16 protein-coding genes are annotated in these 18,961 nt (G+C 57.8%); 14 read left to right on the forward strand and 2 right to left on the reverse strand.

The annotated features are described in order from the left end of the window. Nucleotides 1–11 precede the first annotated feature (11 nt). From moaA to Q4E11_RS03385, 4 genes are read left to right on the forward strand one after another with little or no spacing between them, the layout of a single operon-like run. The gene (moaA, locus tag Q4E11_RS03370) at nt 12–998 is read left to right on the forward strand and encodes a GTP 3',8-cyclase MoaA (RefSeq protein WP_303163976.1); all 987 of its coding nucleotides are present in this window, start codon (nt 12–14) and stop codon (nt 996–998) included. Between the two features lie 3 nt (nt 999–1,001). Next, a complete protein-coding gene (glp, locus tag Q4E11_RS03375) occupies nt 1,002–2,237 on the forward strand; it encodes a gephyrin-like molybdotransferase Glp (protein ID WP_303163677.1) in 1,236 nt (411 codons plus the stop codon). 35 nt (nt 2,238–2,272) lie between these two features. Next, entirely contained in the window at nt 2,273–2,770 is a 498-nt protein-coding gene (gene moaC / locus Q4E11_RS03380; RefSeq protein WP_303163679.1) for a cyclic pyranopterin monophosphate synthase MoaC, read from the forward strand. Between the two features lie 10 nt (nt 2,771–2,780). Next, nucleotides 2,781–3,467, forward strand: coding sequence for a molybdenum cofactor guanylyltransferase (locus tag Q4E11_RS03385; protein WP_303163681.1), 687 nt, complete (start codon nt 2,781–2,783; stop codon nt 3,465–3,467). Between the two features lie 12 nt (nt 3,468–3,479). On the opposite strand, the gene Q4E11_RS03390 is transcribed toward Q4E11_RS03385, so the two are convergent. Next, a complete protein-coding gene (locus Q4E11_RS03390; RefSeq protein ID WP_303163682.1) occupies nt 3,480–3,977 on the reverse strand; it encodes a molybdopterin-binding protein in 498 nt (165 codons plus the stop codon). A gap of 362 nt (nt 3,978–4,339) precedes the next feature. Here Q4E11_RS03390 and Q4E11_RS03395 point away from each other — a divergent pair, with 362 nt between their 5' ends. The 10 genes from Q4E11_RS03395 (at nt 4,340) to Q4E11_RS03440 (ending at nt 17,960) form a co-directional block, all read left to right on the forward strand. After that, nucleotides 4,340–5,674: a NarK/NasA family nitrate transporter gene (locus Q4E11_RS03395; protein WP_303163978.1), complete on the forward strand. Its 1,335-nt coding sequence runs from the start codon at nt 4,340–4,342 to the stop codon at nt 5,672–5,674. Nucleotides 5,675–5,695: 21 nt separating this feature from the next. Next, complete coding sequence (locus tag Q4E11_RS03400) at nt 5,696–9,454, forward strand: nitrate reductase subunit alpha (protein WP_303163683.1); 3,759 nt, start codon at nt 5,696–5,698, stop codon at nt 9,452–9,454. After that, nucleotides 9,454–11,064, forward strand: coding sequence for a nitrate reductase subunit beta (gene narH / locus Q4E11_RS03405; protein WP_303163684.1), 1,611 nt, complete (start codon nt 9,454–9,456; stop codon nt 11,062–11,064). The genes Q4E11_RS03400 and narH overlap by 1 nt, the downstream gene beginning before the upstream one ends. A 3-nt stretch (nt 11,065–11,067) precedes the next feature. Further along, nucleotides 11,068–11,763 (forward strand): nitrate reductase molybdenum cofactor assembly chaperone, encoded by a 696-nt coding sequence (gene narJ / locus Q4E11_RS03410; RefSeq protein ID WP_303163686.1) that lies wholly within the window; start codon nt 11,068–11,070, stop codon nt 11,761–11,763. Between the two features lie 3 nt (nt 11,764–11,766). Beyond that, nucleotides 11,767–12,534, forward strand: a complete 768-nt coding sequence (narI, locus tag Q4E11_RS03415) for a respiratory nitrate reductase subunit gamma (protein ID WP_303163689.1) — start codon at nt 11,767–11,769, stop codon at nt 12,532–12,534. 36 nt (nt 12,535–12,570) lie between these two features. After that, on the forward strand, nt 12,571–13,353 hold the full coding sequence (modA, locus tag Q4E11_RS03420) for a molybdate ABC transporter substrate-binding protein (protein ID WP_303163690.1): 783 nt from the start codon (nt 12,571–12,573) through the stop codon (nt 13,351–13,353). 16 nt (nt 13,354–13,369) lie between these two features. After that, nucleotides 13,370–14,875 (forward strand): ATP-binding cassette domain-containing protein, encoded by a 1,506-nt coding sequence (locus Q4E11_RS03425; RefSeq protein WP_303163691.1) that lies wholly within the window; start codon nt 13,370–13,372, stop codon nt 14,873–14,875. A 170-nt stretch (nt 14,876–15,045) separates the two neighbouring features. Next, on the forward strand, nt 15,046–15,210 hold the full coding sequence (locus Q4E11_RS03430; RefSeq protein ID WP_303163692.1) for a hypothetical protein: 165 nt from the start codon (nt 15,046–15,048) through the stop codon (nt 15,208–15,210). Between the two features lie 90 nt (nt 15,211–15,300). Continuing rightward, nucleotides 15,301–16,536: an alanine racemase gene (locus Q4E11_RS03435; protein WP_303163695.1), complete on the forward strand. Its 1,236-nt coding sequence runs from the start codon at nt 15,301–15,303 to the stop codon at nt 16,534–16,536. After that, nucleotides 16,533–17,960 (forward strand): D-arabinono-1,4-lactone oxidase, encoded by a 1,428-nt coding sequence (locus Q4E11_RS03440; RefSeq protein ID WP_303163697.1) that lies wholly within the window; start codon nt 16,533–16,535, stop codon nt 17,958–17,960. Before Q4E11_RS03435 ends, Q4E11_RS03440 begins: the two co-directional genes overlap by 4 nt. Nucleotides 17,961–18,000: 40 nt before the next feature. Here the strand turns inward: Q4E11_RS03440 and rarD are convergent, their stop codons facing one another. Further along, entirely contained in the window at nt 18,001–18,918 is a 918-nt protein-coding gene (gene rarD / locus Q4E11_RS03445) for an EamA family transporter RarD (protein WP_303163699.1), read from the reverse strand. Between the last annotated feature and the right edge of the window lie 43 nt (nt 18,919–18,961).

An 18,961-nucleotide genomic window follows, 5' to 3' on the forward strand; every position in this document is an offset into this window, starting at 1 on the left:
CAGTCGAACCGATGATGGATAAATTCGGGCGGACTATTCGTGACCTTCGCTTCTCGTTGACCGATCGCTGTAATTTGCGCTGTGTTTATTGCATGCCCGAAGAAGGCGCCGATTGGATTAACCGAGACGATATCCTCACCGACGAGGAAATTATCCGTCTCATTCGAATTGCCACCTCGCGGCTCGGCATCACCATGGTGCGGTTTACCGGCGGTGAACCGCTACTTCGCAAATCGCTGGAAAAGCTCATCGCAGCGACACCAGTCTCCACCGCCATTACCACTAACGGGCTCGGCCTGGTGCACCGAGCGCAGTCGCTGAAAGATGCTGGCCTGGATCGCGTCACAGTATCGCTGGACTCGGTAAATCCAGCGGTATTTTCTTCGCTGACCAGGCGTAATCGGCTTGACGACGTTCTCGCAGGCCTCGATGCCGCAGTTACAGCCGGGTTGCAGCCCGTGAAGGTAAATTCCGTCGTCATGCCCGGCGTTAATGATGGCGCTGAGCTTAACGAACTGGCCAATTATTGCCTGGCTAAGGGGTTAGAGCTGCGTTTTATTGAGCAAATGCCGCTTGGCCCACCGGCGCAGTGGAATCGCGACATTATGGTCAAGCGCGAAGATATTTTGGCGACGCTGGAAGAGGAATTTGAGCTTGCCCCAGCGGAAACTCCACGGGGTTCTGCGCCAGCGGAAGTGTGGCAGGCAACCAGCCGCAAGAATTCCGAGCTCAACGGAAAAATCGGTGTCATCGCATCTGTGACGCAGCCATTTTGTGGAAATTGTGACCGCACACGCATCACTGCGGATGGCGCTGTTCGAAATTGTCTTTTTGCCAATTCGGAGGTGTCGCTGCGCAATGTCATGCGCGCTGGCGGCACGGATGATGAGGTTATTGCCGCATGGCGCCAGAATACGTGGGCAAAACTGCCAGGTCATGGCATTGATGAGCCCGGGTTCTTGCAGCCGAAGCGAAATATGTCAGCAATCGGAGGTTAATCAGTGAAGCCCATCGAAGAGTATTTGCGCGACGTGGTCTCCCATTGTCGGCCACGTGCAACTGTCACACTCCCCATTGCTGATGCGGCCGGATTGGTGTTGGCCGAAGATGCCGTCGCCGGCCTTCCGGTTCCGCCATTTTCCAATTCGGCGATGGACGGCTACCTGGTGAATAAAGCCGATTTGGCCGGCGAGGGGCCGTGGACTCTGCCCGTATCGGGTGATACTCCCGCAGGTGATTCGCCCAAGCCGGTTGCTGCCGGCACTGCGCAGCGCATCATGACTGGTGCCCCCGTCATTGATGGCGCTGACCTTGCTGTAATTCCGGTGGAAGACACCAATATTGCACCAGGTCCGGTACCACTGCCGAGCGAAATTACCGTTCATTCTTATAATCCCGAGCGCGATCATATTCGTCGTCGGGGCACGAATATTGCTCCGGGCGCGATGACTGCTCCCGCCGGTACCGTCATCGATGCCGGAACTACAGCTGCTCTTATTTCTACAGGCGTGAAGAAGGTACAGGTTGTCGCACCGCTTCGCATTGCCGTGATCAGCACTGGTGATGAGGTGGTTTCACCAACGGCGGATCTACAAGCTGGTCAGTTGCCGGATTCCAACTTGCCGATGATCGCGCAGTTGTGCACCCAGTACATTGCTTCCCCTCTGACGCCGACTGTCGCACACTGCTCGGATAATCCCGAGGCTTTCGCCGAGCTGCTCGACCGACTGTCAGCCGACCACGACCTCATCATTACAACTGGTGGTGTCTCAGTGGGCGCTTTTGATGTCACTCGTGATGCCGGTGAAAAGCGCGATATTTGGTTTGGGCCTATCAATATGAAGCCGGGCAAACCGCAAGGTGTCGGAAAGTGGAATGACGCTGTGCTGCTCTGTCTGCCAGGTAATCCCGTTGCCGCTTGGGTGAGTTTTCAGCTTTTCTGCAAGCCCGCAATCGATGCCCTGCGCGGATTGACTCCGGCAACTTCGCTGTTCGATCGCCCATTTGTGGACGCCATCGCCAGCGCAGACTTCCCTATCCCACGCCCATTCGGCCGCAATGTCGCAATCCCAATTCGCATGAGCTACTCCGCTGACGGTGCCCTGGCGACACCATATTCCGGCACGACTCTCGGGTCTCACTTCGTCGGCTCGCTTGTCGCACTCGATGGGCTCTGCCTCATTAACCAGGAAGACCAGCTGCACACTGGCGATACCGTCCGCGTCCTCCTCGCCTAAACCTTTTACGATTTTTCTGACAGGAATTCCTCACCATGACCGACAGCACTAAATCCACCGCCCCCGCTCTCACCCACCTCGACTCCCGCGGTGAGGCACACATGGTCGATGTCACAGAGAAGAAGCCGACCATCCGAACCGCCACCGCCATCGGCGAAGTCGCCTGCTCGCCGGAAATTCTCCGTGCGCTTAACGACGGCTCCGTTCCCAAGGGAGACGTTCTGGCAGTTGCCCGCATTGCGGGCATTTCCGGCGCAAAAAAGGTACCCGAATTGCTGCCGCTGGCACACACCATCGGTGTTCATGGTTGCTCCGTGGACCTAGAAATTTGCGAAGACCATGTCGCTATCAAGGCCACGGTTCGCACGGCCGATCGCACCGGCGTGGAGATGGAAGCGCTGACGGCTGTCTCCATTGCCGCGCTCAATGTCATTGACATGGTCAAGGGCGTTGACCGATCGGCGTACATCCGCAAGTGTGGCATTGTCGCCAAGTCCGGTGGCCGCTCCGGCGACTGGTCGCGGACGCTATAGCGAGAGCACCATGCCAGGCACCGAATCATTCGCGACACCGAACTCGGGTTTTCGTTGTGATGCCATTGTCCTTGCCGGTGGTGAGAGCCGTCGCATGGGCGCAGATAAGGCGCAAGTTCGCATTGGCGAGCACACGATGACTGACCTCTGCCTGGCTGAACTTCGGACTCAGCCCACCGTAGGCCGTGTTGTGGTGGTTACGCCAAAGGATTTATCCGTTCCGCCTTCTGTGCGAGTAACGTGTGAAAACCCACCATTTGGTGGCCCGGTTGCAGGCATTGAAGCTGGCCTGGCATCCCTGCGAGCTGCGGGCGCTGGCACCGCGAGTGCTGAATGCGACTTTGTGTTTGTCACCGCTGTGGACGCGCCATTTACCTCACGGCTGTTAGAGGTGCTGTGGCACAACTGGCAACAAGTTGACTTAGAGGCAGAAACGACGTCGCAAAGCACTGGCGTCGTTGTCGTTGACGGCGAACCACTTTGTGCGCTGTGGCGAAAGAGTGCGCTGAGGCGTGCCCTTCGGTTGCTTTCGAGTACTCGCGATGTGTCGGTTCGACGGCTGATTCGTGGCGCGTCGGCAAAATATATCCAGCTGACCAGCGCCGAGCAGCACTGGTGCGCACAAGACTACGACACGCCAGCGGATGTGGCGCAGTTGCGCGCAAGACTACTTGGTGCTGGGTCAGCTGATCAGTAGATTTGCGGCGAGCTAGTCAGTTTCATCGAGCTGATCGAAAATTGGCTCCAGCAGCGGAATAACTACGCCGAGCGTGTCCTTGATACCGCCGCTGCTGCTGGGGCAATTGACAATGAGTTTTCCGGTATCGGTGGTGCCGATGACTGCACGCGAAAGGCCCGCGCGAGAAGTGTTTTCCAGTCCGACCAGCAGAATCTGTGTTTCCAGTCCGGTCAGCTCTTTGTCGATAAATTCCTCCGTGACATCAGGGACTCGATTGGCAGCGCGCAGTCCTGTTCCGCCAAGGGTGAGGATGATGCGAGCCTGTGAGCTAAGCGCCTCAGTCAATGCTGCACGGAACTTTTCCTCGTCTTCTTCTATGACTGTGTAGCTCACGGCATTGAGAGGATAGTCCGATATACGCAAGGCGAATTTATCTGTTCTTTCCCCGCTTTTAATACGATCGTCATAGACAATTACGGCGGTGTTGAATTGCTCTCCACTCAGACCTGCTGCACTGGACTTATGCATCGTTAACCCTTTCGAACATTGTTCAATGACTCCGACAGTTCTTTATTGTGCTCAATAAAGAACCTCAACACATAGACCGACATAAACACACACCCCCGTTCGTAGGCAGAAAACCTTTCCTGAACAGGTGATTTAGTGCCATACTTAAGCGTGTAGGCAAATTGCAGCCCACCGGCTATAATAATTATCCTAGATACGCATTACATTATTTTTCTATTTTCACATCTAGATTCCCTACGTTTCTCAATATAAAAACGATGCATTTACACAACAACTTTGTTGCTTAATTCCCTATATTTCTCAATTCTTCACTTCGCAAGGAAGAGGTAAGGAAAATTTCTACACCAAATGCGGCCGCAAAGCTGGAGCCTCTGGACACAAGCGGCAAAGTCATCAAGGGTTGGGATCCCGAAGATCCGGCACACTGGGATTCCAAAATTGCGTGGAAGACGCTGACAATCTCCACCATCGCCCTGATCATCGGGTTCGCAACCTGGTATTTGGTCTCCGCGATTGCACCGATGCTCAACCGGATCGGCTTCGATCTCACTGCTGGCCAGCTGTATTGGTTGACCTCCATCGCCGGCCTATCCTGCGGTCTTTTCCGCCTGGTATTCATGTTCTTGCCACCGATTATCGGTACCCGCAAATTGGTCACACTGTCATCGTTCCTATTCGTTATTCCAATGCTGGGCTGGTACTTCGCAGTCCAGAACACTGACACTCCGTACTGGTGGCTGCTGACACTGTCCTTCCTCTCCGGTATCGGTGGCGGTGTCTTCTCCGGCTTCATGCCGTCAACCGGTTACTTCTTCCCCAAGCACATGTCCGGTACCGCACTGGGCATCCAGGCTGGTATTGGTAACTTCGGTATTTCCCTGATTCAGCTGGTCGGCCCATGGCTGATGGGCTTCAGCCTGCTTGGCCTGGGCTTTGTCGCACCGATGCGCACGGATGAAGGCCACGACATCTTCGTCTACAACCCAGCCATCGTGCTTGTTCCGTGGACCATCATCATGGGAATTGTCGCGTGGACCATGCTGAAGGATGTGCCGATTCGCGCGAACTTCCGCGAACAGATTGACATCTTCGGCAATAAGAACACCTGGATTCTCACCATTGTTTACCTGGTGACCTTCGGTGCCTTCTCCGGTTTTGCCGCACAGCTTGCACTGCTGACCAATGATGTCTTCGGTGCTAACTCCAAGTTCGCTGAGACCTACGCTCTCGCCGATCTGCCGCAGGGCGCCAAGTACGCCTTCCTCGGCCCGCTGATTGGTGCATTGGTCCGCGCTCTCTGGGGTCCGCTGTGTGACAAGTACGGCGGCGCAATCTGGACCTTCATCGGTTGTGCAGGCATGACCGTCTTCACCGGTGTCGCTGCTATCTTCCTGACTCCGGACAGCCCGGAAGAGTACGGCTGGTTCCTGGGCTCGATGCTAATCATGTTCTTCTTCACCGGTCTCGGTAACGCCGGCACCTTCAAGCAGATGCCGATGATTCTGCCGAAGCGTCAGGCTGGCGGCGTCATTGGATGGACCGGCGCAATCGGCGCCTTTGGCCCGTTCATCGTCGGTGTGCTGCTCTCTGCAATGGCTCCGGTGGCTTTCTTCTGGGGCTGCGTGGTCTTCTTCGCCTTCACCACAGTGCTGGTGTGGATTTACTACGCCCGCCCGAACGCTCCGTTCCCCGGTTAATTACTAATTAGGAAAATTCCCATGGCACAAGATTCCTCCCCATCTCACGCTGGTTCGGGCTCTAACCAGGCCAACTCGCTGCTGCGTTTTGGCAGCTTTCTCCGCAAGGGCGAAGTCTCTGAGTCCGGTCAGCAACTCTTTCTCCAAGGTGGCCGCGGCGCCGATGAGTTCTACCGCAACCGCTGGTCCTTCGACAAGATGGTCCGTTCCACCCACGGTGTGAACTGCACGGGTTCCTGCTCGTGGAAGGTCTATGTCAAGGACGGCGTTATTACGTGGGAGTCACAGGCAGTCGACTACCCCACCACCGGTCCAGATATGCCGGAGTACGAGCCCCGCGGCTGCCCGCGTGGTGCGTCGTTTTCCTGGTACACCTACTCTCCGACGCGCATTCGTTACCCATACGCGCGCGGTGTGCTGGTAGAGATGTTCCGCGATGCAAAGGAAAAGCTCGGCGACCCGGTGCTGGCCTGGCGTTCCATTGTGGAAGACCCGATGAAGCGCAAGAGCTACGTCAGCCAACGCGGCAAGGGCGGCCTCATCCGCATTCCGTATGAGGAAGCAATCGAGATGGCCGCCGCTGCCCACGTCTACACCATTCGTCAGTACGGCCCCGACCGCATTGCCGGATTCACCGTTATTCCGGCTATGTCGCAGGTTTCCTACGGCGCAGGTACTCGCTTCCTGCAGATGATTGGCGGTGTCGCACTGTCCTTCTACGACTGGTACGCCGACCTGCCACCAGCTTCGCCGCAGACTTTTGGTGATCAGACCGACGTTCCAGAATCCGGTGACTGGTTCAACTCCAGCTACCTGATGATGTGGGGTTCGAACATTCCGGTTACCCGTACTCCGGATAGCCACTTCATGGTCGAGACTCGCTACAACGGCACCAAGGTTGTTGTCGTCAGCCCTGACTTCGCCGACAACACAAAGTTCGCCGACGAGTGGATGCGCATCAACCCAGGTACCGACGGCGCACTGGCCTTCGCCATGGGACATGTCATTTTGAAGTCCTTCCACGTCGAGCAGAAGACACCGTACTTCCTCGACTACATGCGCAAGTACACCGATGCCCCGTTCCTGGTTGAGCTCGACGCGCGTGACGACGGCACCTTCGTGCCCGGTAAATTCCTCACTGCATCCAATATCGAGGACGCGGCACTGCACGATTCGCAGAATGCAACACACCGTCTGCTGATGATGGAAGTCGACGGCAAGGTCGTTGACCCAGGCGGAACTCTCGCTGACCGCTACGGCGAGGACGGCGAGGGCAAGTGGAACCTCCGCCTGGACAACGTCGACCCAGTGATGTCCGTGGCAGACGTGACTGACGGCTTCGAGCCAGTCGAAGTGGTCTTCCCGCGCTTTGACCTGCCGGGTCTGGGCGAATCTGAGGAAAACGGCCCAATCGGTGCCGGAATCGTCCATCGAGGTGTCCCCGCCCGGCGCGTCGGCAAGCGTCTTGTCACCACGGTCTACGACATCATGCTGGCGCACTACGCCGTCAACCGCGAGGAGCTGAATCTGCCTGGTCAGTGGCCGGCGGACTTCAAGGATGCCTCCGTGCCGGGCACCCCGGCATGGCAGGAGGAGCTCACTGGCGTACCAGCCAACGCCGCGATTCGTATTGCGCGTGAGTTTGCACAAAATGCTGCTGACTCTGGCGGCCGTAGCCAAATCATCATGGGCGCGGGTGTCAACCACTTCTTCCACGCCGACAGCATCTACCGCACCTTCCTGGCGCTGACCTCCATGTGTGGCACGCAGGGCATCAACGGTGGCGGTTGGGCTCACTACGTCGGCCAGGAAAAGCTGCGTCCGATGAATGGCTGGGCGCAGTACGCATTCGCTCTGGACTGGCAGCGCCCACCGCGCCAGATGATTACCACGGGCTTCTACTACCTGACAACCGACCAGTGGCGTTATGACAACACTCGCGCCAACCGCCTGGCCTCGCCGCTGGCCAGCCATGGCGCCGTGGACGACAAGTTCACCTCAGAGACCCTGGTCGAAGCCATGAAGCGCGGTTGGATGCCCGCATTCCCGCAGTTCGACCGCAATCCGCTGCTGCTTGCCGACGAGGCGGAGGCCAAGGGCATGGCCGTTTCGGATTACATCGTCGATGAATTGCAGTCCGGCCGGATGAAGTTTGCGGCTGAGGACCCGGATAACCCGGTGAACTTCCCGCGTATCCTGCTCAACTGGCGTACCAACCTCATGGGCTCTTCAGCAAAGGGCACGGAGTTCTTCCTGCGCCACATGCTCGGTGTGGATTCCGATGCCACCGCAACGGAGCTACCAGAGGGCGAGCGTCCAGCCTCAATTGTCTGGCGTGATCAGGCACCTGAGGGCAAGCTCGATCTGATGCTGACCACGGATTTCCGCAATACCTCAACTACGCTGGTCTCCGACATTATTCTCCCGGCGGCTACTTGGTATGAGAAGCACGATCTGTCAACAACAGATATGCACCCGTTTATCCACTCCTTCAATGCGGCAATCAATCCACCGTGGGAGGCACGCAGTGACTTCGAGGTCTTCCGCGACCTGTCGGCTTCGCTATCCGCAATGTCGGAAAAGTGGTTGGGTACGCAGACCGATGTCATCACTGCCCCACTCGGCCACGACAGCCCTGATGAGCTGAACATGCCAAACGGCATTGTCCCAGACGTGGATGCTGAGGGGCTTGTGCCGGGCAAGACAATGGCTAAGCTCATTCCAGTTGAGCGCGACTACACCAAGGTCTACGAGAAGTGGACACACTTTGGCCCACTGACGGAAAAGGCCGGTACAGGCACGCACGGCACGGCCTACGACGTATCCAAGCAGGCCAAGGAATTGGCCATCATCAACGGCACGTCGATGACGGAGTCAGCTGGTAAGCGACCGAGGCTCGACTCGGCCATCAAGGCTGCGGAGATGATTCTGCATCTCTCCGGTGTCTCCAACGGTGAGGTCGCCCTCGAGGGTTTCCGCAACCAGGGCAAGCGCGTCGGTGCAGATATGACCGATCTGGTCAGTGGCTCCGAGCAGACCCACATTAAGTGGGACTCGGTGAAGGAGCGCCCAACTGAGGTCATCACGTCTCCGGAGTGGACTGGCATCAAGAAGGACGGCAAGCGCTACACCGCGTTTTCCATCAACTTGGCCTACGACAAGCCGTGGCACACGCTGTCCGGTCGTATGCACTACTACCTCGACCACGATTGGTTCCTGGACTACGGCGAGGCGCTGCCGATTTACCGCCCGCCGCTCGACCGACTCCACCTCAATGGTGAGGTTGGCCCAGGTGAGCTGCTGAAAGGCGAATCCGGCGATCCGGAGGTTACAGTTCGCTACCTGACGCCACACAATAAGTGGTCGATTCACTCGCAGTACTTCGACAACCTGCACATGCTGTCGATTTCGCGTGGTGGCCAGGTGGTCTGGATGTCCGCCAAGGATGCCGAGAAGATCGGTGTGGCTGACAATGACTGGATTGAGCTCTACAACCGCAATGGTGTGGTCTCAGCACGCGCGATTGTCACGCACCGTATCCCTGAGGGAACGGCGATTATGAACCACGCGCAGGAACGCACCACTGGTACACCGCTTAATGAGCGCACGGGGCGCCGCGGTGGTACTCATAACTCGCTTACTCGAATCATGATCAAGCCTTTGCATGTGGCCGGCGGCTACGGGCACATCACCTACGGCTTCAACTACATCGGCCCAACCGGTAATAACCGCGATGAGGTAACCCGCATTCGTCGTCGCAGCCAGGAGGTTAAGTTCTAATGCGCGTCATGGCACAAATCGCGATGGTCATGAACCTGGACAAGTGCATCGGCTGTCACACTTGTTCTGTGACCTGTAAGCAGGCATGGACCAACCGCGAGGGCACTGAATACATTTGGTTTAACAATGTGGAGACCCGCCCTGGCGTCGGCTACCCACGCACCTGGGAAGACCAGGAAAAGTGGAAGGGCGGCTGGGAACGCACCAGCAGCGGCAAGCTCAAGCCCAAGGCCGGTGGTCGTTTGAAGAAGCTGGCCACTATCTTCCACAACCCGCTGCTGCCGGGCATCGAAGATTACTACGAGCCTTGGTCCTACGAGTACGACAAGTTGCTGTCAGCACCGCGTGGGCAGAAGACTCAGCCAACTGCTCGCCCAGTCTCGCAGCTGGACGGTCGTCCCATCGACACCGTCAAGTGGTCATCGAACTGGGATGACAACCTCGGTGGTTCGACTGCAACGATGGACAGTGACCCAACGCTGCAGCAGATGAACTTGGAGGTCAAGAAGGACATCGAAGATACCTTCATGTTCTACTTGCCTCGCATCTGTGAGCACTGCTTGAACCCGACGTGTGTGTCTTCCTGCCCATCGGGCGCGATGTACAAGCGCACGGAGGACGGCATTGTTCTGGTTGATCAGGACCGCTGCCGCGGTTGGCGCATGTGCGTCTCCGGTTGCCCATATAAGAAGGTCTATTTCAACCACAAGACCGGCAAGGCGGAAAAGTGCACGCTGTGCTACCCGCGTATTGAGGTCGGTCAACCAACCGTGTGCTCGGAAACCTGCGTCGGCAGGCTGCGTTACCTCGGTGTCATCTTCTACGATGCTGACCGCGTGGCTGAGGCCGCATCGGTGGAAGACCCACAGGATCTGTATGAAGCACAGCGCAGTCTGCTGCTCGACCCACACGATCCAGAGGTCATCGAGGCTGCTCATAAGCAGGAAATCCCAGCATCGTGGATTGCTGCCGCGCAGGAGTCGCCGATTTATGACCTGATCTTTACCTACGGTCTAGCACTGCCACTGCATCCGGAGTACCGCACCCTGCCAATGGTCTGGTACGTCCCGCCGCTGTCCCCGATTGTCGACACCATTACCGCGTCCGGCATCGATGGCGAAGACCACAAGGTGCTGCTGACCACCCTGGCAAATATGCGAATTCCGCTGGAATACCTGGCGGGAATCTTCACAGCTGGCGATACCCGACCGGTGGAACTCTCGTTGCGTCGTCTAGCGGCGATGCGCAGTTACATGCGAGACATCAACCTCGGGCGCGAACCGCAAGAGGAGATTGCTCAGGCCGTCGGCATGACGGGTGAGGACCTGTACAACATGTACCGCCTGCTCGCGATTGCCAAATACGACGACCGCTACGTCATTCCGACGACCTCGCCGGAGACGCCTCGTGGCATTGCTTCGCTCGATCCATTCGGCGACAGCACGCCGGAGAAGCTGATGAATCAGTTCCGCGATTTGGGGCCGGGCGAAGGTGCACCGGAGGCATGTGGTTCCGGTTGCGGCACGGGCAGTGGCGATACGCGCAAGGTTTCGCTGGTGTCGTGGGGCGATGAAGGCCCGCAGGCCATGTTTAAGAAACCGAACGGATAGACCATGGCCAAACGTAGTTTTCTCGGACGTATTCCGGACCACTTTGTGGAGTCCGTGTCGCTGACCAAACAACAACGCCAACTGCTGTACATGGCGTGCTCGCTGCTGTTGGATTACCCGCACGAGGATGCCGACCAGCGGTGGGAGGCAGTCGCACGAGAATTGCCCGCACTTCCGGCAGCAGTCGGCGACGAACTCGGAGCGTTTTTGACTGAGGCTGCCCAGATGCCACTGCAGAAGCTGCAGTCTCACTATGTGGAGACCTTCGACCAGCGCCGTCGGTGCTCGATGAACCTGTCCTACTACTCGGTCGGTGATACGCGTCAGCGCGGTGTAGCTCTCCTTGCTTTCAAGGAGCAACTGGCTGCACTGGGCTTTGAGCAAGAGCGCGAAGAGCTCCCAGACCACCTCTGCGTGGTGTTGGAGGCCGGCGCGCTTGCCGACGACGTTGGCCACCGCATCGTGACAGAAATGCTCGCTTCCCATCGAGACGGCCTGGAGGTTCTGCGAACCGCGCTGAATGATATCTCCCCCATGTACGCGCACGTGGTCACCGCGTTGTGCATGTCATTGCCAGAAATCGATCAGGAAACTATCGACGCCTACATCAATCTCATCCGCACAGGTCCCCCGGCTGAACTCGTTGGTCTTGGGACTCCGCTGCCGCACGTCGGCATGCAAGAAACTCAAAGGATTTAGGTCATGAATAACTTCGAGCTGTTCCTCTGGACAGCCTTTCCATGGCTGGCCGTCAGCGCGTTCGTCATCGGCATTATCTGGCGTTGGCGCACAGACCAATTTGGTTGGACCAGTCACTCATCGCAGATTTATGAATCAAAGATGCTGCGGCTGTCTTCGCCGCTGTTCCACTGGGGCATGATGTTCGTCATCATTGGTCACCTGATGGGCTTGGCAATTCCGAAGTCATGGACTCGCGCCATGGGCATCTCAGATGGTTTCTACCACCTGATTGCTACAATCCCAGGCACGATTGCCGCAGTTGCCGTCGTGTTGGGGCTTGCAGGTCTTATCTACCGACGCGTGGTCAACCGCACGGTTTTCCTGGCGACATCCACGTCGGACAAGGTGATGTACTTACTGCTGGCGCTGGCAATTCTGTCGGGCACCATTGCGACTGTGTCGCTGCAGGTATTCGGTGGTCCGCATGGTTATGACTACCGCGAAACCATTTCGCCGTGGCTGCGTGGAATTATGATTTTCAACGCACAGCCTGAGCTGATGGCCGATGTGCCATGGCAGTTTAAGCTGCACGTCTTGGCTGGCTTCACCATCATCGCCGTGTGGCCGTTTACCCGCTTGGTCCACGCATTTTCTGCGCCAATTGGCTACACCAACCGCCCCTATGTGGTCTACCGTTCTCGCGATGTCCGCACTCGCCCGGCACGTCGAGAGGTAGCCTGGGAACCAATCCGTTCCCACGCGGAGCAGTTGGATCGCCACAGCCACTAATTCGACGCTGATGGCCTGATTAAGAAAGTCTGTGTGATGAGCTCGAAGAAAGTTCTGGTGGCCGCTGCCACCGTACTGGTCACTGGCGCGGCCTGTGCCCCTGAGACGAGCTCATCACAGACTGCTGCGACGGACACTCTTACGGTTTTCGGGGCTGCTTCCACTAGGGTTCTCAATGCTGACCTGCCGCAATCGGCCAACATTGATACCCACATGACATTCATCAACGGCGGCTCCGGCTCACTGCTACAGCAGTTGGCAGACGGTGCTCCCGGGGACGTGCTCATTACGGCCGATCGCGAGACCATGGACGAGGCCGTCGAACGTGGTGTGGTAAGCAATCCAGCCAACGTCGCTACCAATTCGATGGTGCTCATCGTGCCTAAGGGAAACCCCGCCCACGTCACAGGGGCAGACGCATCCCTGTCCACAGCGAGGGTTGTCACCTGTGACCTGAAGGTTCCGTGTGGACGGGTCGCCGCAGAACTCATTTCCTCTCTTGGACTAGATTTCGTTCCCGTTAGCCGTGAGAATTCTGTCAGCGATGTCGCTGGCAAGGTGCTGTCCGGTGTCGCGGATGCTGGCTGGGTATATCGCACCGATGCACAGGCTCTCGCGGATTCTGTCGACGTCATTGACATCCCGGGCGCAGATAGCCACTCTAATGAGATTATGGCCGCTGTTGTCAACAACAGTGACACCAAAGAAGCTGCTGAGGAGTTGGTGAAGTATCTCTCCTCCGCCGATTCTGCACAGCTGTGGTCACGTCACGGTTTCACCCCAGCCACAGGCACAACGGAGGATTCCACGACTCAATAGTCGAGTTTTCACCATTATGCCCACCTCTTTTCGCCCATCTTCTCGCCCGCTGCCAGCCATTGTGTGGCTTATTGCGCTGCTGTGCCCCGTATTTTTGCTGTTTCCCGTCGCAGCGTTGCTCTTCGAAGTGCCGTGGTCTCAGTTCGTCGACATCCTCATCGAGTCCGAGACCATCGATGCGCTGAAGATTTCCCTGTGGGCTGGCATACAGGCGACCCTCATTGCGGTTATCCTGGCGGTCCCCCTCGGCGCAGTCATTCATGCCATTCCGAAGGGGCAATGGATTGTCCGTCTCCTGGTTTTTCTGCCGCTGGCACTGCCCCCAGTTGTCGCAGGCCTTGCACTCACCAGTGCCACGCGAGCCCTCAATCTTCCGCTGCCTTTTACATTTCCAGCAGTCGTCATCGCCCATGTTTTTGTCATTCTCCCCTACGCCGCCATCGCGATTGATACGTCCCTGAGCGGTCTCAAACAATCAGTTCTGATTTCTGCGGAGAGCCTCGGAATTCCAACGACCACAGTTTTTCGCCGCATCATTCTGCCGGCCATTGCTCCTGGAATTCTGTCTGCAGCAGCGTTGTCGTTTGCCCGTTCGCTTGGCGAGTTCGGCACTACCGTCACATTCGCAGGCACCTACCCCGGCATTACCCGCACACTGACCTCGAGTATCTATTTGGAGCGCGAGCTCCATCCCGATCGCGCATTTGTGCTCGCCGCATTACTAATCGGTATTTCGCTGATTTCCCTTGTCATCGCGCTACTGCCCTACGCTTTACGACGGCACCCTGCGCCCAAGCCCGTACGGCTGGAACCGATGGCCGGCCAGCGCATGAACCAACTTTGTCTACCTTCTCGCTGCCCGGAAGACCTCGAGGTGCGGTGGCAGAACCAGACCTACCAGTTCCCCGCGGGGAAAGTAACAGCTGTCATTGGGCCAAATGGGTGTGGAAAGTCGACTCTTGCCGGTCTCATTGCCGGAGCTTTAGAAGGCGCTGATGTCTACGCGGGCACGACCGAGCTTTCTGCGCTTCCACTTCGCCAGCGCGGAATCGTGATAGTGCCACAGGAACAATCGCTTCCTCCGACGACAACGCCGGTAGAAGCAATCACCATGGCACTGCCTTCTCGGTTACATTCCGCATCCTCATCGGCCACCGATAACCGCGACCGTGCCCAGGAGATTCTGGCGTCGGCGGGTCTTCGGCCGATCTCCGCCACCCCGGTACCGTCCCTTTCCGGTGGGCAGAATGCGCAGGTAGCACTTGCCCGCGCACTGGCGGTGCAGTCAGAGTTTTTGGTACTCGATGAGCCTTTTGCACCGCTGGATTCGACCAGCCGACAGTCCTGGCAGAGCCTCATCGCTGATGGCATTGGCACGCGAACCGTCGTATTCATCACGCACAGTGCTGCCGACGTGGAAAAGCTGGCTGACTGGGTTATCGTGATGAAAGATGGTGCGCTTACCGCGCAGGGCCATCCCTCGGAGGCGGAGATTCGTCGCCACATTGATGGTTTGCGTTAGCGCTATAGACACCTTTATTTCGGCATTTATATAGCAACAGACGTGTTTAACATCACTGCGGCATGTCCTTTACTTTTCAAAAGCAGTTAGAAATACTGGGCTTCACAGTTCATGAGGAAGTGCTCATGTTCTCAACTTTCCCCCACACCACCACAAAGGAGGACTGCGCAATGTTTGCACCACTGCCAGAAGATACCTACACACCTTTCCCCAAACCTGAGCTCGACCGAGTTCTCTCCGAACTCGATTGCCGCCCAGTCGCCGCCGGTTACCTCGCAGACGGCGACATCATCACCGCAGACATGGATGCCGCCCGCTACAGCTGGTTGGTATAAAAAACCACCCCTAGCAGCATTTTTTAGTAATTTCAGTTTTCTTTCTCAAACTAAAGACAATCTCCTGCGGCGCATATTATGTTTTAGAACATGAAACTTTCAGGAGGATCATCCTCGGGGTCAACAGGCACATCCCCCCTCGCCCCGCAGCCGCCACTTGCAGCCGCGACTTTGCTCGACCACACGTCGCTTCCCGCAGTCGTCATTGACCTCGACGCGGTCGAGTCCAATGCTCTCGATATGCTTCGTCGCGCAGATGGCATGCCTATCCGCGTGGCCTCTAAGTCCATTCGCATTCCGCAACTTATCTCCCACGCCCTGGCCTTCCCCGGTTTCCAGGGCGTGCTGGCATATTCGCTGGCGGAAGCCCTCTGGCTTTTCCGTGAAGGCATTAGCGACGACATTGTCGTTGCCTACCCCACCATGGACTCCCACGCTATCGCTGAGCTTGCCAGCGATGATGCAGCGCGTGCCGCCATTTGCGTCATGGTTGACCGTCGCGAGCATGTAGCGGCGCTGGTGACGTCGGCAAGCGAAGATAAGCCGATTCGCGTGTGCATGGACGTCGATGCGTCGTTTCGCCCAGTGCCGGGTGTGCATATAGGCACGCTGCGCTCCAGCTTGTTCTCGCCGAAGCAAGCGGCGGCGTTTGCACGTGAGATTGTTGCGCAGCCGGAGCTGCGCCTGGCCGGAATCATGATGTACGAAGGCCATATTGCCGGTGTTGGTGATGCCGGAAAGTCCCTGCGTGCTCGGGCAATTCGGGTGATGCAGGCAGTGTCAAAGAAAGAGCTGGCAACGCGGCGCGCCAAGGTCGTGGCAGCGGTGGAAAGAGTCGCTGGGCCCCTGGAATTTGTCAATGGTGGCGGCACTGGCTCGCTGGAGTCGACATGCGCGGAAGAAGCAGTAACTGAAGCGGCAGCCGGTTCGGGTTTTTTGGCGCCCACACTTTTTGACAGCTATCGCGCATTCACGCTGCGGCCGGCGTCGTGGTTTGTTCTTCCTGCTACGCGGCGCCCGAAGAAACACGTGGTGACGGTCTCCGGTGGTGGTCGAATTGCCTCCGGCCCTGCTGGCGAGGACCGATTACCAACTCCGTGGTATCCGACGGGGTTGCGCTATGCCGCCGAAGAAGGCCCAGGTGAGGTGCAAACTCCGCTGGTCGGAAAAGCTGCGGATTCGATTGCGCTCGGCGAACCGGTGTGGTTCCGCCACGCGAAGGCGGGCGAAACCGCTGAACATGCAAACGAGGTCATTGTCGTCCGCGGTGGCGACATTATTGCCCACTGGCCCACTTATCGAGGAAAGGGATTGATCTTCACATGACCAATTCAGCCAACACTGCTCGCAGTACGGTGTCGACGACTGAGGCTCGCGCGCCTCGGACTCGTCGTCACGCACAAGCGAAGGCGGCCAGCCAGATGCAATGGAGCAACTGGGCTCGCACACAATCGTGCACCCCGTCGTGCACGCACCAGCCACAGGACGCGGAGGGCATTGCCTCTGTGATTAGAACTGCCGCCGCGGAGGGAAGCACCGTGCGCCCGATGGGTGCCGGGCACTCTTTTACCTCGGTGGCAACAACCGATGGTCACCGCGTTCAGCTCGACCGCTGCGCTGGATTGGTGAGCCTGGATACGGACAACCAGACAGCAACTCTTCGTGCAGGCACTCGTCTGCGCGATACACCCAGCATTCTGCGCCCAATGGGATGGGCGCTACCGAACCAGGGCGATGTAGACCCGCAATCGTTGGCAGGCGCCATCTCAACCGGTACGCACGGCACGGGGTTGGGCTTCACAGGTTTTGCAGGTACTGTCAAGGGCTTCAAGATTGTCACCGCAGATGGCGTCGAAAGGCACTGCCACCCCGGCGCGGAGGGAATCGACGGTGAGCTCTACCGCCTGGGCCGCCTGGGACTGGGCATCTTCGGTGTGCTGTCGGAGGTCACGATGTCGGTTGTCCCTGCCTTTGACCTGCGCGCGGACGAGCACCGAGAGGACTTCGAATTCCTGCGCAACAGCTTCGCCGAGCGCTGTAAGTCCGCCGACCACCTGGAGTTTTTCTGGTTCCCGGGTCAGAGGGAAGCACTGGTCAAACACAACACCCGAATCCCGCCGCAGCAGCGCCGCCGCCCCAGCCGCAGTGGGCTTCGCCGTCGCATTGGCAAACTGCGCACCTACTTCAATGACGAAGTAGTCAACAACATGGGGCTTATGGCCTGCTGCGAGGTGGCCAAGGCCATCCCGGCAACCACCGATGCCATCAATCGCCTGGCCACCAACACCGTGCCCGAGCGACAGTATGAGGATGAGGCACACAAGGTTTTCGTCTCTCCCCGCCGCGTTCGCTTCGCCGAGATGGAGTACTCCGTCCCACTCGAGGCAGTCGGCGAGGTCTTGGGCGAAATTCGCTCAGCGCTGGAGCGCAAGAAGATGAAGATTTCCTTCCCCGTCGAGGTGCGTTCCGCCAGCGCCGACGATGTGCCCCTATCCACCGCTTTTGGCCGCGACAGCGCGTACATTGCAGTGCACCGCTACTGGAAGGAGAATTTCCGCGAGTACTTCCAGCTCATCGAAGATATTGTTAAAGCCCACGAAGGCCGCCCGCACTGGGGCAAGCTGCACACGCTGACCAGCGCGGACTTCGCCGAGCGTTACCCGCTCTTCGACGAAGTCGTAAGTCTGCGCGAGAAGCTCGACCCGAAGGGAATGTTCCTCAACGATCACCTTCGCGGTATCTTCACTTAATATTCAGCACGCTTGACGACGTCCGCTGCGTCTTGTTGCGCTACACCGCGTCATCGGTGACCACTGCCGGTTCAATACCTGCAGCGCGCAGCTTCTTACGACGGCGCTGCTGACGGACGAGGTTGACAACCAAGTCGCAGATAAACAGTGCCACGGCACCCCAGATGATGAAGTAGCCAATCCATCGTTCCGGCGACAGCTCTTCACCGAGGATGGTCACGGCCAGTGTCATCTGAATAATTGGCGTGATGTACTGCATCAATCCGATGGTGGCCAGCGGCAGTCGCTTTGCCCCTTCACCAAAGAGCAGCAGCGGCACGGCCGTAGCAATACCCGCACTCATCATCAGCAGCGTGTGGCCGGTGCCCTCCGCGGTGAAAGTGCTCTCACCGGTGTAGGCCAGCCATGCGATGTAAGCCAACGCAATCGGTGTAATGACAGCGGACTCCGCGGTCAGCGAGGCCGCCGACGACAGCGAGACGCGCTTTTTCATCATGCCGTAGAAACCGAAGCTAAAGGCCAGAGCCAGCGCCCACACCGGCGGATGACCAACGCCAATGGTCAGCACAATGACCGCAACGATAGCCAAAATGACACTGCCGAGCTGCAGCTTGGAGATGCTCTCACGGAAGAAAATCATCGCCAGCAGCACGCTGACCAGCGGGTTAATGAAGTAGCCCAGTGCGGCTTCGGCTACCTGTCCGGAGTTGACCAAGTAGACATAGACACCCCAATTGACGGAAATAAGCAGCGCCGCAATAAAGATTGTGCCCCAGGTTTTTGCGCTTGCTGCTTTGAGTTCTGGCCATGCGCGCATGAAACTCAGCGCAATAGCCATAAAGACAAGAGTCCAGACAAATCGGTGCGCGAGAATTTCTACCGGTCCTGCCGGTTCCAAAAGTGGGAAGTAGAGCGGGAATACCGCCCACAACAGGTATGCACCGAACGCCTGAATCACTGTCGTCCTGCTCCTAACACTTTATTTTTCTATGCTGTGCGTT

Origin of the sequence: Corynebacterium sp., from assembly GCF_030532195.1 — a bacterium.
Classification (GTDB): domain Bacteria; phylum Actinomycetota; class Actinomycetes; order Mycobacteriales; family Mycobacteriaceae; genus Corynebacterium.